This is a genomic window from Arthrobacter sp. SAFR-044, assembly GCF_059414985.1.
The window spans coordinates 603,997-618,803 of record NZ_JBPFDN010000001.1 but is presented as its reverse complement, the minus strand read 5'-3'; the positions used below and the strand labels follow the sequence as shown (position 1 = coordinate 618,803).

The following is a 14,807-nucleotide window of genomic DNA, read 5'->3' as shown; positions in this document are numbered from 1 at the left end:
GGCACAATCAACCAATTACATACATAATCGGTATCAACAAACTTGGCACACTATTGAGTTCTCAAACAACAGACACATTCGAATATTCCCGGAACAATTCAAAAAGAATTTCGTTTTCCGTATTTCTTCGCTGCGATGTTTTTATCTTATTTCATTCATATTCGCTTTTGCAAATCCGGTTGTTTTCCCGGAATTCACTCAGTAGAATGAATCCGCCCAGCAGAATGGGAAGCATTCTTCGTTCCATGCACCGCATGGCCGAGAATTGCTTCTCAATATCAGTTGGGGGTTTGTCACCACTCAGCGGCGGCGACTCAGAAAACAATACACGCCCCTCCGCGGCCGCGCAAATCGGCCGCCGAGGGGCGTGCAGGTGGTAGGTTTCGCTCCCGCGGTTACGGGACCAGTACCTCCACGGTGGCAAGGTTCTTCTTGCCCCTGCGCAGGAGCAGGTACTGGCCATGCAGGAGCTCCGACTCGGAAATCACAGCTTCCGGATCCGACACTTTCTCGTTGTTCACGTAGGCTCCGCCTTCACCCACGGTCCGGCGTGCGGCGGACTTGCTTTCGGAAAGGCCGGACGCCACCAGCAGGTCCACAATGCCCATCTCATCCACCTGGACAGTGGTGGAGGGAAGTTCGGAGGTTGCAGCCTGGAGGGTGGCCTTGTCCAGGGCGGTCAGGTCCCCGTTGCCGAACAGCGCTGCCGAGGCGGCAATCACCTTCTCCGTTGCTTCAACGCCGTGCACCAATGACGTCACTTCGAAGGCAAGCTTCCGCTGCCCCTCACGGGCGAACGGACGCTCCGCCACTGAAACGGCAATCTCTTCGATCTCGGCGCGGGTCAGGAACGTGAACACCTTAAGCCGGTCCACCACATCGGCGTCCGCGGTGTTGAGCCAGAACTGGTAGAACGCATACGGGCTGCACATGCCGGCATCGAGCCAGATGGCGTTGCCCTCGCTCTTGCCGAACTTGGTTCCGTCGGAGTTCGTGATGAGCGGCGTTCCAAGGGCATGGACGCTCTTGCCCTCCACCTTCCGGATCAGTTCCGTGCCGCTGGTCAGGTTGCCCCACTGGTCCGAGCCGCCGGTCTGCAGCACACAGCCGTAGTCGCGGTACAGCTGCAGGTAGTCCATGCCCTGCAGGATCTGGTAGCTGAATTCGGTGTAGCTGATGCCTTCATCCGAGTTCAGGCGGGATGCCACGGCGTCCTTGCGCAGCATGGTGCCCACGCGGAAATGCTTTCCCACTTCACGCAGGAAGTCGATGGCGCTCAGCGGCGCCGTCCAGTCCAGGTTGTTCACCATCCTGGCAGCGTTGTCCCCGTCGAAGCTGAGGAAGCGCTGCACCTGGGCCTGGAGGTAGCCAACCCACTCCGCCACGGTGTCCTTGGTGTTCAAGGTGCGTTCCGCCGTCGGACGCGGGTCCCCGATCATGCCGGTGGACCCGCCCACCAGGCCGAGCGGCTTGTGTCCAGCCAGCTGAAGCCGCCGCATGACCAGGAGCTGTACCAGGTTGCCCAGGTGCAGGCTCGGCGCGGTGGGGTCGAAGCCGCAATAGTACGTGACCGGCCCGTTGGCGAGGAGCTTTTCGAGCTCGGCTTCATCGGTGGAGACATGGACGAGCCCACGCCACTTCAGTTCCTGCCAAATGTTGGCGAAAGTGGGGTCGTTGCGCTGCGGTTCGAGGTTGTTCAGTTCTGGCACGCTTCCTAAGTTAGCAGTAACGCCGGTGGCCCTGTCAGCCGGCAATTCCGGCGGGCACGGGTTGCGCCGCAATCAGCCGCAGCCGTTGCGTGGCGCGGGTCATTGCCACGTAGAGGTCCCCCACTTTGCCGTGTTCGTGGTTGAGCATTACGGACGGTTCCAGGACCACGACGCCGTCGAACTCCAGGCCCTTTGCCTCGCGCGGGCTGATGACCACGATGTCCTGCTCGTAGCTGCCGGCACCGGTTCCGATCCTGCGACCGTAGACGGCACGGAGGGCCGCCGTTGCCTGGGGCAGGAGGTCACCGTCGGCAATCACGGCGAGCAGGCCGCCGTCGAGCGCTTCAAGTTCCTCCGGAAGAACCTCGACCAGCCGGTCCACGATGCCGCCGGCGGAGACTTCGTCGATGATGGGCTCCCAGCGGCCCTCGCGGACGGCCTTGGGCGCTGAGACCACCAGGCCCGCGGCGTTGGCCATACGGACGGCGGCCTCGGCGATCTGCGACGGCGTGCGGTAGTTGACGGTCAATTCCTCCAGCTGCCAGCGGTCACCGAACATCGGGGCCAGCGCCCCCTGCCAGGAATTGGCGCCGGCAACGGAGCTGGTCTGGGCGATGTCGCCCACGATGGTGAAGGACTTCAGCGGGCAGCGGCGCACCAGCAGCCGCCATTGCATGGGCGAGAGCTCCTGCGCCTCATCCACCACAATGTGCCCGAAGGCCCACGTGCGGTCGCTCGTGGCGCGTTCGGCCGCCGTCTGCCGGGATTCCTGCTCGCGGTTCTGCTCCGCCAGTTCTTCAGCGGACATCAACGGATCAACGCCGGCGGCCTCCATGTTCACCAGGGTCTGCTTTGCATTGGCCAGGTCGCGGACACGGTCGTGCTCCTGCTGTGCCAGCCCCCGCCCTGCCGCGGGGTCCAGCTCGCCGAGCAGTTCGGCGGCCTCGTCCAGCAGCGGGACATCGGATTCGGTCCACGGAGCATCGGCGGGGCGCTGCAGCAGGGCCCGCTCGGCCGGGCTCATGTTGGGGGTGCAGAACTCCAGGATTTCCGGCTTGCTGAAGAGATCCGAGATCAGCTTCTCCGGCGTCATGGGCATCCAGCACAGGTTCAGGGCGATCCGCACGTCGCGGGCGGTCCGGACGTCTTCGGCCAGGTACGAACGATCCGCGTTATTGCCGATGTTCCCGGCCTCAACGAGTTCGGTCATCTGCTCTGTCAGTTCGCGCAGCAGGATCTTCACGAACGTCACGCGGGCCTCGTTGTACGGCTTGCCGGTGGCGCGGGCGCGTTCCCGGGCGCGGCGGACCTGCCGGGGCGTGAGGGTGAGCTTGCGGCCATCCACCTCAAGGATCCGGTTCTGGGCGGGGACGCGCATGCGGTTGGAGACGGCGTTGGCCACGATGGCGGCCATGTCCAGGCGCCCCTTGATGGCGGCGACGTCGGCGTCTGTTTCGGGCACGGCGTGGATGCCGGGCATCAGGCGGCCGACGCTGGCCATGACCACGCCCGTCTCACCCAGCGAGGGCAGCACCCGTTCGATGTATTTCATGAACGACGACGACGGCCCCACCAGCAGCACGCCCGCACTTTTGAGGCGGTCACGGTGGGTGTAGAGCAGGTAGGCGGCGCGGTGCAGGGCCACGGCGGTCTTGCCCGTGCCGGGCCCGCCCTGGACGACGACGGCGCCGGAGATCGAGGAGCGGATGATCCGGTCCTGCTCCGACTGGATGGTACTGACGATGTCCGACATGCGGCCGGTCCGCTTGGAGTTCAGCGCGGCCAGGAGGGCGCCTTCGCCCTGGAGGGATTCATCGTCCGTCAGCATCCCGGCATCCAGGACGTCGTCCTCGATGGCCTTCACTTCGCGGCCCTGGAGGATCAGGTGCCGGCGTCGGCGCACGCCTTGCCGGTCAAAGGCCGTGGCCTGATAGAAGTGTCCGGCTTCGGGGGCACGCCAGTCCACCATGAGCCGCTGCAGGTCCTCCGTGGTCAAGCCGATGCGGCCGATGTACTGCGCTTCGCCGGAGTCCAGGTCCAGGCGGCCAAAAACCAGCCGGTCATCCACCGCGTCCAGCTGCGCCAGGCGGTCCTCATACAGTGCCGCGAAGGCGTCACGTTCCGAAACGTTCTGCATGGTGCCCACGGCTCCGGCACGACGGACCTGCGCCAGCTGGCGGCGCTTTTCCTCCCGGAGTTCCTCCAGCCGGGCGTACAGGCCGGCTACATACTCCCGTTCGTGGGCCAATTCGGCGTCAAGCATTAACGTTCCCCTATCGCAAAAGACAGACCGTCCATTCTACAACCATTTCCGTTAACGCTGGTGAAACGCGGCACCGGGCGGCCCACCGGCTGCCTGCTTCGGGGTCCGCGGCTTCGCTGCCTTGTATTTGGACACGGTGGGATCGCCGGTGAGCCAGTACCGCCAGGCGTATTCGTCCGTGCCTCCGGCGCCGGCCACCCCCACCCGGGGACCGGAACTGACCGCCCCGGCGGGAACGGAGGGAAGCTCCAGTCCGAAAGGCGGAACCAGCGCGTCGCGGCCGCTGTCCGCCGTCGTCAATCCCAGGGCTTTGGCAAGGCGGGCCGGCCCGCTGGCAAGGTCAGCGGGAGTTTTCGACGTCGGACGGCGCCGCTGGGCCAGCTCCAGCCCGTCCACTACTTCTCCTGCCCGGAGCAGCAGGGCGGACGCGACGCCGGCCGGACCGCACACGATGTTGGTGCAGTGGTGCATCCCGTACGTGAAGTAGACGTAGAGGTGCCCGGCCGGCCCGAACATGGGGGCGTTGCGCGGCGTGGGGCCGCGGTAGGTGTGGGAGCCCGGGTCCGGATGCAGGGAGTCCTCGGGCCCCATATAGGCCTCCACCTCCGTGAGCCGGATGGACACGGTGCCGTCCCGGGACTCGTGGGTGAGCACGGCACCGAGCAGCTGCGGTGCGAGTTCGCGGGCGTCCGCGGACAGGAAGTCCCGCAGTCGTTCCATTGCCCCAGTGCTTTGGTTCATTGGTTGACCTTACCCAGATGGCGCCCGTTTCATCCGAACCCTGAACCGGGCCCCGCGCTGGTTTTTCACTCCCACGGCCATGTCCGATTTCCGCTAGTAGCAGTGTCCGGCGGCTGGCAGGATGGAGGAATGGACTTCTGGCAGCGCTACCGGGCAATCGATGCCCGCGATACCCGCTTCGACGGCCAGTTCTTTACGGCCGTCCGCAGCACGGGGATCTACTGCCGCCCGTCATGCCCTGCCCGTACCCCCAAGGCATCGAACGTGACGTTTTACGAGACGTCCGCCGCGGCGCACGAGGCAGGCTACCGCGCCTGCAAGCGCTGCCTGCCGGAGGCGGTGCCGGGCACCCCGGCCTGGAACGTGCGGCAGGACGTGGCGGGCCGTGCGATGCGCCTGATCAACGATGGCGTCATCAACCGCGACGGGGTGTCGGGCCTTGCCGCCCGCCTGGGGTATTCGCCGCGCCAGCTGAACCGGATCCTCGGCCAGGAACTTGGCGCCGGCCCCTTGTCATTGGCCCGCGCCGCGAGGGCCCAGACTGCCCGCACCCTGCTGGTTTCAACATCGATGAAGCTCGCCGACGTCGCCTTTGCGGCAGGCTTCAGCAGCGTCAGGCAGTTCAACGAGACCATCGCCGAGGTGTTCGATATGACTCCCACTGCGCTCCGGCGGACGGTCCGGCACCCTTCGCCCGGCACTGGTGCCACAGCCCTGACCCTGGGCCTGCCCTACCGGCCGCCTTTCGACCCGGGCATCTTCTCCTTCCTGGCGGTCCGCGCCATCCCTGGCGTCGAGGACGGCACATCCACTTCCTATGCCCGGACGCTGCGGCTCCCCCACGGCGACGCGCGCTTCAGGGTGGAGTACGACGACGGCGCCCGGGAACGGCCGCTGACCCTCACCATCGGCGCGGTGGACCTCCGCGACCTTCCGGCGCTGCTCAGCCGCGTCCGCAGGCTGTTCGACCTGGACTCGGACCCGGAGGCGATCGACGGCACGCTTGCCGCCGATTCCAGGCTTACCGGCTCCGTTGCCGCCGCACCAGGGATGCGCCTGCCTGGCGCTGTGGATCCGCAGGAACTTCTGATCCGGGCCATGGTGGGCCAGCAGATCACGGTGGCGGCAGCCCGGACGGCCTTGACCCAACTGTCGGCGGCGGGCGGTCCCAGCAGCGCACCCGGCGACGGCCTGGACCGGCTGTTTCCCACTTCGGCGGAAATCTCGGCGGCGGAACACCTGCTTCGCGGTCCAAAGCGCCGGACCGAGTCGCTGTTGCACGCTGCGGACGCTATGGCCAACGGGCGCCTGGAGTTCGGCTACGGCGGCGACCTCCCAAGCCTCACCGCGGCACTTTTGCCGCTCCCCGGCGTCGGGCCTTGGACCGTGGGGTACGTCGCCATGCGGGTCCTGGGCGCCCCGGACGTTTTCCTTGCCAACGACGCCGCCGTGCGGAACGGGATCCGCACCCTCGATAATGGGACCAACGACCTGAGCCCGGACTTCCGGGAGACCAGCCCGTGGCGCTCCTACGCCACCATGCACCTCTGGCGTGCCGCCGCCCGGCCCGCCGCAAGAACCACCATTCCCGCGAAAGGGACGCCATGAAAGCCCAACTGCTGCAGCTGTCCACGCCGGACGGTCCATTTACTGTCCTCGCCCACGACGGCGTGGTCCTTGCGTCCGGATGGACGGCCAGCCTGTCTGAACTGACCGGCCAGGTCCATCCTGCGCTGCGGCCTGACGCCGTGGAAGAGGCAACGGACCTCGGCGGGATCTCATCCGCCGTGGAGGCCTTCTACGCCGGTGACCCCGCCCCGGCCATGGCGGTGCCGGTCCGCCAGCAGTCCGGACCGTTCCGCGCCCACGCCTGGGATGTGCTGCGGCAGGTCAAGCCGGGCTCACCCGTCACCTACTCGGAGTACGCCGCCCTGGCCGGCAATCCGCGCGCCGTGCGGGCCGCCGCCAGTGCCTGCGCGTTCAACGCGGCTGCCCTGTTCGTGCCTTGCCACCGCGTCATCCGGACTGATGGCTCGCTGGGCGGTTTCCGCTGGGGCCTGCGCATCAAGGAGAGCCTGCTGGCCCGCGAGGCCGCCTGACCGCTCCCGCCCCCTGCCCGCGAGTTGGCATTTAGCCGCAGTATGGGGCGCCCGCATTGCGGTTAAGCGCCATCTCGCGGAGGGAGGCCGAACCGCTACTTGGGGTCCGGCATGGCCGACGGCCAGGGCAGCAGGCCGGGAAGATCGGTGCCGTCCCCGGCGGCCGTGGCCCGCAGGCTGTCCAGGGACGGCTGCCGGCCCGCGAGCCAGGCGGCGATGTCCGTCACCATTCCGCTGACGACGACGGTGCTGCCGCCGGTTCCGAGGGTCAGCGGCGGGAGTGCCACGGGCTGCAGGACCAGCCGGGTTTCCGCCGGCACGCGGGCGGCGAGGAAGTCGAAGAGGTGGGAGCAGAATGCCCTGTTCCATGTTTCGGGTCCCGCACCGGTGTCCAGGTCCGCGGTATGGATGACCAGCTCACGCCAGAGCGCCAGGCCGGCGTCGAAGATCACGCCGTCGCGGAAGGCGATGCGCGTCTGCCATTCGTCCTCCCCCAGCGCATCGAAGGCCGCCAGTGCCCGCTGCAACGCGGCCGCGACGTCCTCCCGGTGCTGCTCAAGGCTGTGCCCTGCGGCCAGATCAATGGCCCTGTTGCGGCCGTCCACACCGCCGTCGTACAGCTCCAGCGTCTCGCCGCGGCGGCCGTGTTCCACCTGGCGGGCCAAGGCATTGCAGATTCCGGCGATGTGGGCCAGGAGGTGCCCCCGGCTCCAGCCGGGAAGGGTGGAGGGAGCCTTCACGCCGCCGGCCGGAATCCGGTCCAGCCCGGCGGACAGCGTGTCCGCGGCCTTGTGCAGTTCGGCGAGGAGTTCGGCAGGCGAAGGTGAGGTCATGCGGCCAGCCTAGCCGAGCGGTCAATCCAGCGGGCTTCCGTCCGGCCCGACACGGTGGCGGACGTGCCGGCCGTCGTTGCTGGCCTGCCAGAACTCGATTTCGGCCGGCTGGACAGCGTAGAGCTGCCAGTCCGGATTGTCGCTGCCGTCGGCCCTGGGCCGCTCGTGCCAGTCGACGGCCGAGGCCTCGGCGGAGAGTTCGGTCACAGCCCCCGCCACGCGGACCTGCCGGCCCAAGGCGGGCCAGTAGAAATTCATCGCCGCGCGTGGGGACTCCGACAGTTCGCGGCCCTTGCGGGAGGTGCGGGACGTGGCGAAGTGCCAGCCGTCGTCGTCGATGTTCTTCAGGATGAGCATCCGCGAAGAAGGCTGTGCCCCGCTGCCGGACCCCGAACCTACCGTGGCCAGGCTGAATGCGTGCGGCTGCTGCTCCCCCGCGTCCAGTGCCTCGTCCAGCCACTGCTTGAAGAGCAATGCCGGGTCCTGCGGTGCGTTGTCCGGATCGAAACCGGGCAGGTCGGATGGAAAGTCGGGCAGCGTGCGAAGGAACTTGCGGAAGGTTTCGCTCATGGCCCCAGCCTAGCGGCCTCATTAAACGCCGCGAGAGGGCACTTCGCGCCAGTGTTAATGAAGAATACTGCTGCGAAGTGCCATCTCGCGGGGGACTACTTGGCGTACTCGCGGACCCCGGCCAGTTCGCCTTCCAGCGCTGCCAGCTGGCGTTCGACGGCGGCCGGTGCCGTACCGCCCTGGGAGTTGCGGCTGTTGAGCGAACCCTCCGTGGAGAGCACGGTGCGGACCTCGGGGGTGAGGTGCTCCGAGATCGCGGCGTACTCTTCATCGGTCAGGTCCCACAGCTCAACGCCGCGGGACTCGGCCTGCTTCACGGCGGCACCGGACAGCTCGTGGGCCTCGCGGAAGGGCACGCCCTGGCGGACCAGCCATTCGGCGATGTCCGTTGCCAGCGCGAAGCCCTGCGGGGCCAGCGATTCCATCCGCTCCGTGTTGAACGTCAGGGTGGCGATCATGCCGGACACGGCCGGGAGCAGCAGCTCCAGCGTGTCGGCGGCATCGAACACCGGCTCCTTGTCCTCCTGCAGGTCCCGGTTGTACGCCAGCGGCAGTCCCTTGAGCGTGGCCAGCAGCCCGGTCAGGTTGCCGATCAGGCGCCCCGCCTTGCCACGGGCCAGCTCGGCGACGTCCGGGTTCTTCTTCTGCGGCATGATCGAGGACCCCGTGGAGTACGAATCATCCAGGGTCACGAAGGAGAACTCCTTGGTGGCCCAGAAGATGACTTCCTCGGAGATCCGGGACAGGTCCACGCCGATCATCGAGCAGACCCACGCGAACTCGGCGAAGACGTCGCGGGATGCGGTGCCGTCGATCGAGTTGTGCACGGCGGAGAAGAATCCGAGGTCGGCAGCCACTGCTTCCGGGTCCAGGCCCAGCGAGGATCCGGCCAGTGCGCCTGAACCGTAGGGCGAAACGCCTGCCCGTTTGTCCCAGTCCTGGAGCCGCTGCACGTCGCGGAGCAGGGCCCAGGCGTGGGCCAGGAGGTGGTGGCTGAGCAGGACGGGCTGGGCGTGCTGCAGGTGGGTACGGCCCGGCATGGCGACGCCGTGGTGTGCTTTGGCCTGCTCCACGAGCGCGTCCACGGTAGCCAGGACACCACGGGCAATGATCCGTGCGTGGTCGCGGAGGAACATCCGGCCCAGGGTTGCCACTTGGTCGTTGCGGGACCGGCCTGCGCGGAGCTTGCCGCCCAGCTGGGCGCCGGCGCGCTCGATCAGGCCGCGTTCCAGCGAACCGTGCACGTCCTCATCGGATTCCGCCGGCAGGTACGCACCGGAGGCCACATCCTCGTCCAGCTGCGTCAGGGCCGCGAGCATGCCTTCCAGCTCGGCGTCGTCCAGCAGCCCGGCCTTGTGCAGCACACGGGCGTGCGCCTTTGAACCGGCGATGTCGTAGCGGGCCAGCCGCCAGTCGAAGTGCGTGGACTTGCTCAGCGCTGCGAGGGCGTCCGCGGGGCCGCCGGCGAACCGGCCGCCCCACAGGGCACCTGCGTTGGTTGCCTCCGTTTTTTGCTCAGCCACGCGGGCTACTTCCCTGCGACGCGGATGTCGCGGCCGGAGGCAACCTTGGCGGACATGCCCCACAGCTCGATGAAGCCCTTGGCCTGGGACTGGTCGAAGGTGTCACCGGTGTCGTAGGTGGCCAGCGAGAAGTCGTACAGCGAGGTGTCGGAGCGGCGGCCGTTGACGATGGCCTGGCCGCCGTGCAGGGTCATGCGGATGTCGCCGGAGACGTACTTCTGGGTGTCCTCGATGAAGGCATCCAGGGAGCGCTTCAGCGGGGAGAACCACTGGCCGTCGTACACCAGCTCGGCCCAGCGCTGGCCAACGGTGGCCTTGAAGCGGGCCTGCTCGCGCTCGATGGTGATGTCCTCGAGGTGCTTGTGTGCCGTGATCAGTGCCATGGCGCCCGGGGCCTCGTAGATTTCGCGGGACTTGATGCCCACCAGGCGGTCTTCGACGACGTCGATGCGGCCTACGCCCTGTGCACCGGCGCGGCGGTTCAGTTCCTTGATGGCCTGCAGCGGGGTGACCTTGACGCCGTCGATCGCGACGGGCACGCCGGCTTCGAAGGAGATGGTGACTTCATCCGGTGCCGGCGGGAACTCCGGGGTGGCGGTGTAGTCGTAGATGTCCTTGGTGGGGGCGTTCCAGATGTCCTCGAGGTAGCCGGTTTCGACGGCGCGTCCCCAGACGTTCTGGTCGATGGAGTACGGGTTCTTCTTGGTGGTCTCGATGGGCAGTCCCTTTTCCTCGGCAAAGGCGATGGCCTTGTCGCGGGTCAGGGCGAGGTCGCGGACCGGTGCGATGCACTTCAGGTCCGGGCCCAGGGTCTGGATGCCCACTTCGAAGCGGACCTGGTCGTTGCCCTTGCCGGTGCAGCCGTGTGCAACCGTGGTGGCGCCGAATTCGCGGGCAGCCTTCACCAGGTGCTTGACGATGACCGGGCGGGAGATGGCGGAAACCAGCGGGTAGTGGCCCTGGTAGAGGGCGTTGGCCTTCAGGGTGGGCACGCAGTATTCGTTGGCGAACTCGTCCGATGCGTCCGCGACGTAGGCTTCGACGGCGCCGCAGCCCAGGGCGCGCTGGCGGATGGTTTCCAGCGATTCGCCGCCCTGTCCGACGTCGACCGCCACGGCGATGACCTCGGCACCGGTGGCTTCACCGATCCAGCCGATGGCGACGGACGTGTCCAGGCCGCCGGAGTAGGCCAGCACAATGCGTTCAGTCACTTTAAATGCTCCTTGTTGGGGTTGTTTGGTTCGTTGTCTTCAAGCTTATTGCCCGGCTTCATCGGCGAGTTGCAGGAAGCGGGCGGCGAGGTCCGGGCCACCCAGCGGGTCGCGGGAGACCAGCAGGACGGTATCGTCACCGGCGATGGTGCCCAGGATGGACGGCATCACCGAATGGTCGATGGCCAGGGCCAGGAAGTTCGCAGCTCCAGGCGGCGTCCGGAGGACTGCGATGTTGGCGGACGCTTCGGCGGTGACCAGCAGTTCGCTGCACAGCCGGGCGAGCCGGGCATCCAGGATCTCCTGGGTGACGCCGCTCTTGGCGCCCCGTTCCCCGCCCTCGCCGGGGACGGCGTACACCAGGACGCCCTCCTTCCCGCGGACGCGGACGGCGCCCAGCTCCACGAGGTCGCGGGACAGCGTCGCCTGGGTGACCTGGACGCCGTCGTCCGCCAGCAGCGCCGCAAGCTCCGCCTGGGAACGCACGGACTGCCCGGTAAGGATGGCGGTGATGCGCGCCTGCCGGGCGGTCTTGGTGGCCGGGCTGGTGCCCGGAGAGGACGGCTGGGCGGACACTAGAACGTGCTCTCCCCTGTACCTTCAACGGGGGAAAGGCCCTCCACGAAGGCCAGGCCGGAGCGGTGCATCAGCCACGCCATCAGCGCTTTCTGGGCGTGCAGCCGGTTTTCGGCCTCGTCCCAGACGATGGACTGCGGGCCGTCGATGACGTCGGCGGAGATTTCGTAGCCGCGGTACGCGGGCAGGCAGTGAAGCACGACGGCGTCGTCCGCGGCGAGTGCCATGGCGTCCGAATCCACGGAGTAGTCCCGGAACAACTGCATCCGGGCTTCCTTCTCGGCTTCCTGGCCCATGGACACCCAGGTGTCGGTGGCCACGACGTCTGCACCCTGCAGCGCTTCCTTGGCATCGCTGGTGATGAGCACGGAGCCGCCGGTTTCCGCCGCACGCTCCTCGGCGGCCGCCACGATCTCCCCAGCCGGCAGGTAACCCTCCGGCCCGGCGATGCGGACGTGCATGCCGGCCGTGACCCCGGCCAGCAGGTAGGAGTTCGCCATGTTGTTGGCCGCATCGCCAAGGTAGCTCATGGTGAGCCCCTTGAGGTCGCCCTTGTGTTCCTTGACGGCGAGCAGGTCCGCCAGCAGCTGGCACGGGTGGTAGTCGTCGCACAGGGCGTTGATGACCGGCACCTTGGAGTTCTCCGCCATGGCCACCAGGCCTGCGTGGGCACCCGTCCTCCACACAATGGTGGAGACCATCCGCTCAAGCACCTTGGCGGTGTCCTCCACGGATTCCTTGTGCCCGATCTGCGCTTCTCCCGGGTTGATGATCAGGGCGTTGCCGCCCATGTCGGCGACACCGGTGGCGAAGGAGACCCGGGTCCGGGTGGAGGTCTTGTCGAAGATCACGGCCACGGTCTTGCGGCCGCTGCCCTCCGCGGCATACGGCTGGACGCTGTAAGGGGCAGCCTTCATGCGGGCAGCGAGTTCCAGGACCTCCGCCTGCTCGGCCGGGGAGAGGTCGGTGTCCTTGAGGAAGTGACGGGTGCTGCCAGGCACGGTACCAAGGGATGAAGCTGTGGGGTTCACTGGGCGTCCTTAGCTGCTTGGAGGATTGCCGGGAAAGCGGCGAGGAAGGTGTCGGCCTGTGCCGTGGTGAGGATCAGCGGCGGGGCCAGGCGGATGGTGCGCGGGCCCGGGCTGTTGATGATGAAGCCGGCGTCGAGGGCGGCCTGCACCACGGCCGGGGCGACATCAGCGTCCAGGTCGAAGCCGATCAGGAGTCCTTCGCCGCGGACTTCGGTGACGCCGGGGACGGCGGCCAGCGATGAGCGCAGGTGCTCCCCCACCGCCGCCGCGTTGGCCAGCACGTTCTGGCTTTCGAGGGCGTGGAGGGTGGCGAGGGCCGCCGCGGTAGCCACCGGGTTTCCGCCAAAGGTGGTGCCGTGCTGGCCTGCGGACAACAACGACGACGTCTGCTCACCAAAGGTGATCATGGCACCGATGGGGAAGCCCCCGCCCAGCCCCTTGGCCAGGGTGATGGCATCGGGGACGATGCCCGCATCCTCGCTGGCGAACCATTTTCCGGTCCGGCCGATGCCGGTCTGGACCTCGTCCAGGATGAGTAGGGCGCCCACGTTGCTGGTAGCTTCCCGCGCGGCCTTCAGGTATCCGGGCGGCAGCGGACGGACGCCTGCCTCGCCCTGGATCGGCTCCAGGAAGACGGCGGCGACGGTGTCATCCACCGCTGCCTCCAGCGCGGCGATGTCACCGAAGGGGATGTGCACCACGCCGCCGGGAAGCGGCTCGAACGGAGTCCGGTAGGCTTCCTTCGCGGTCAGTGCCAAAGCCCCCATGGTCCGTCCGTGGAAGGCGCCTTCAAGGGCGATAATTTTGGTCCGCTTGACCTGGCCTTCGCCGGTGTTGCGGCGGGCCAGCTTGAAGGCGGCCTCGTTCGCTTCGGTGCCCGAGTTGCTGAAGAACACCTTGGAGCCGGCGGGGGCGTGGGCCAGTTCCAGGAGTTTTTCGGCCAGCGCCACCTGGGTGGGGCTGGTGAAGAAGTTGGACACGTGGCCCAGGGTGGCCAGCTGGCTGGCGATGACTGAGGTCACGAACGGGTGGGCGTGGCCCAGTGCGTTCACGGCAATACCGCCCAGGAGGTCCAGGTATTCCTTGCCGTCGGCGTCCCACACCAGGCAGCCGGCGCCGCGGACCAGGACCCGCTGCGGCGTGCCGAACACGTTCATCAGCGAGCTGGAGTAGCGGGACAGCCACTCGGAGCCGGCGTGGCCTGTGGTTTCCACCAACTCGTTCACTGATGATTTTTCCACGGTGTTCATGCGTTGATCTCCTCGTCCGGGACGACCTGGGTGCCGATGCCCGCCGTCGTAAATGTTTCAAGAAGCATGGAGTGGGGCAGGCGCCCGTCCACGATGTGTGCCTGTTCCACGCCCTCGTCGACGGCTTTGAGGCACGCGGCCATCTTGGGGATCATCCCGGATTCGAGGCGGGGCAGCATCTCCCGCAGCTCCGTCGCCGTGAGCGAGGAGATCAGGGAGGATTTATCCGGCCAGTTGGCGTAGAGGCCTTCGACGTCGGTCAGGATCACCAGCTTGGAAGCGCCAAGGGCCGAGGCCACCGCGGCCGCTGCGGTGTCCGCGTTGACGTTCAGGACCTGGCCTGTGGGCTGGAACCGCGCGGTCCCCACCACGCTCTCACCGCCGTCGACGATTTCAGGTGCCACCGTGGAAATCACGGGTATGCGGCCCGCGGCGAGGATGTCCATGATGCCTGCGGGGTCGACGCCGACCACCTCGCCTACCAGCCCGAGGTCCACTTCTTCGCCGTCCACCACGGTCCCGGTGCGGACAGCGCGGAGCAGCCCGCCGTCCTCGCCTGACATGCCGACGGCGTAGGGGCCGTGGGAGTTGATCAGGCCCACCAGTTCGCGGCCCACCTGGCCGGTGAGGACCATGCGGACCACGTCCATCGCCTCAGGGGTGGTGACCCGCAGGCCGCCCTTGAATTCGGATTCGATGCCCAGCCGGCCCAGCATGGCGTTGATCTGCGGGCCGCCGCCATGGACCACCACGGGGTGGATGCCCACGTGGTGGAGGAAGACGATGTCCTCTGCGAAGGCACGCCGGAGTTCGTCGTTGACCATGGCGTTTCCGCCGTATTTGATCACCATGGTGGTGCCCGCGAACCGCTGGATCCAGGGCAGGGCCTCGATCAGGGTTCCTGCCTTGTCCTGGGCAGCGGACATGCTGGTGGTTTCACGCGTCTGGGTGTTCATGGTGTCACTTTCCACGGCGGTTTGGGCCCGGCGGATCCCGCGTTG

The 14,807-nt window shown here is 67.3% G+C and carries 13 protein-coding genes; 2 read left to right on the top strand and 11 right to left on the bottom strand.

Annotation, left to right across the window (positions count from 1 at the left end; translation table 11 throughout):
- Positions 1–395: 395 nt before the first annotated feature.
- Genes tyrS through ACR65J_RS02745 form a run of 3 tightly spaced genes read right to left on the bottom strand, consistent with a single transcriptional unit; the run spans position 396 to position 4,713 of the window.
- Complete coding sequence (gene tyrS / locus ACR65J_RS02755; protein WP_440165825.1) at positions 396–1,709, bottom strand: tyrosine--tRNA ligase; 1,314 nt, start codon at positions 1,707–1,709, stop codon at positions 396–398.
- 34 nt (positions 1,710–1,743) lie between these two features.
- Positions 1,744–3,972, bottom strand: coding sequence for a HelD family protein (locus tag ACR65J_RS02750; RefSeq protein WP_440165823.1), 2,229 nt, complete (start codon positions 3,970–3,972; stop codon positions 1,744–1,746).
- A 51-nt stretch (positions 3,973–4,023) separates the two neighbouring features.
- Complete coding sequence (locus ACR65J_RS02745) at positions 4,024–4,713, bottom strand: DNA-3-methyladenine glycosylase (RefSeq protein WP_440165821.1); 690 nt, start codon at positions 4,711–4,713, stop codon at positions 4,024–4,026.
- A gap of 129 nt (positions 4,714–4,842) precedes the next feature.
- On the opposite strand from ACR65J_RS02745, the gene ACR65J_RS02740 reads away from it, so the two are divergent.
- Positions 4,843–6,321 (top strand): DNA-3-methyladenine glycosylase 2 family protein, encoded by a 1,479-nt coding sequence (locus ACR65J_RS02740; protein WP_440165819.1) that lies wholly within the window; start codon positions 4,843–4,845, stop codon positions 6,319–6,321.
- A complete protein-coding gene (locus ACR65J_RS02735; protein WP_440165817.1) occupies positions 6,318–6,812 on the top strand; it encodes a methylated-DNA--[protein]-cysteine S-methyltransferase in 495 nt (164 codons plus the stop codon). Before ACR65J_RS02740 ends, ACR65J_RS02735 begins: the two co-directional genes overlap by 4 nt.
- 95 nt (positions 6,813–6,907) lie before the next feature.
- On the opposite strand, the gene ACR65J_RS02730 is transcribed toward ACR65J_RS02735, so the two are convergent.
- The 8 genes from ACR65J_RS02730 to argB form a co-directional block, all read right to left on the bottom strand.
- Positions 6,908–7,645, bottom strand: coding sequence for a maleylpyruvate isomerase family mycothiol-dependent enzyme (locus ACR65J_RS02730; protein WP_440165815.1), 738 nt, complete (start codon positions 7,643–7,645; stop codon positions 6,908–6,910).
- Positions 7,646–7,666: 21 nt separating this feature from the next.
- Positions 7,667–8,215 (bottom strand): pyridoxine/pyridoxamine 5'-phosphate oxidase, encoded by a 549-nt coding sequence (locus tag ACR65J_RS02725; RefSeq protein ID WP_440165813.1) that lies wholly within the window; start codon positions 8,213–8,215, stop codon positions 7,667–7,669.
- 95 nt (positions 8,216–8,310) lie between these two features.
- Positions 8,311–9,738, bottom strand: coding sequence for an argininosuccinate lyase (gene argH / locus ACR65J_RS02720; RefSeq protein ID WP_440165811.1), 1,428 nt, complete (start codon positions 9,736–9,738; stop codon positions 8,311–8,313).
- 5 nt (positions 9,739–9,743) lie between these two features.
- A complete protein-coding gene (locus tag ACR65J_RS02715) occupies positions 9,744–10,949 on the bottom strand; it encodes an argininosuccinate synthase (RefSeq protein WP_018763590.1) in 1,206 nt (401 codons plus the stop codon).
- Between the two features lie 45 nt (positions 10,950–10,994).
- Positions 10,995–11,525 (bottom strand): arginine repressor, encoded by a 531-nt coding sequence (locus ACR65J_RS02710; RefSeq protein ID WP_440165809.1) that lies wholly within the window; start codon positions 11,523–11,525, stop codon positions 10,995–10,997.
- Positions 11,525–12,526, bottom strand: coding sequence for an ornithine carbamoyltransferase (gene argF / locus ACR65J_RS02705; protein WP_440165861.1), 1,002 nt, complete (start codon positions 12,524–12,526; stop codon positions 11,525–11,527). The genes ACR65J_RS02710 and argF overlap by 1 nt, the downstream gene beginning before the upstream one ends.
- 26 nt (positions 12,527–12,552) lie before the next feature.
- Positions 12,553–13,806 (bottom strand): acetylornithine transaminase, encoded by a 1,254-nt coding sequence (locus tag ACR65J_RS02700; RefSeq protein WP_440165807.1) that lies wholly within the window; start codon positions 13,804–13,806, stop codon positions 12,553–12,555.
- Complete coding sequence (argB, locus tag ACR65J_RS02695) at positions 13,803–14,762, bottom strand: acetylglutamate kinase (RefSeq protein WP_440165805.1); 960 nt, start codon at positions 14,760–14,762, stop codon at positions 13,803–13,805. Before argB ends, ACR65J_RS02700 begins: the two co-directional genes overlap by 4 nt.
- Positions 14,763–14,807 lie beyond the last annotated feature (45 nt).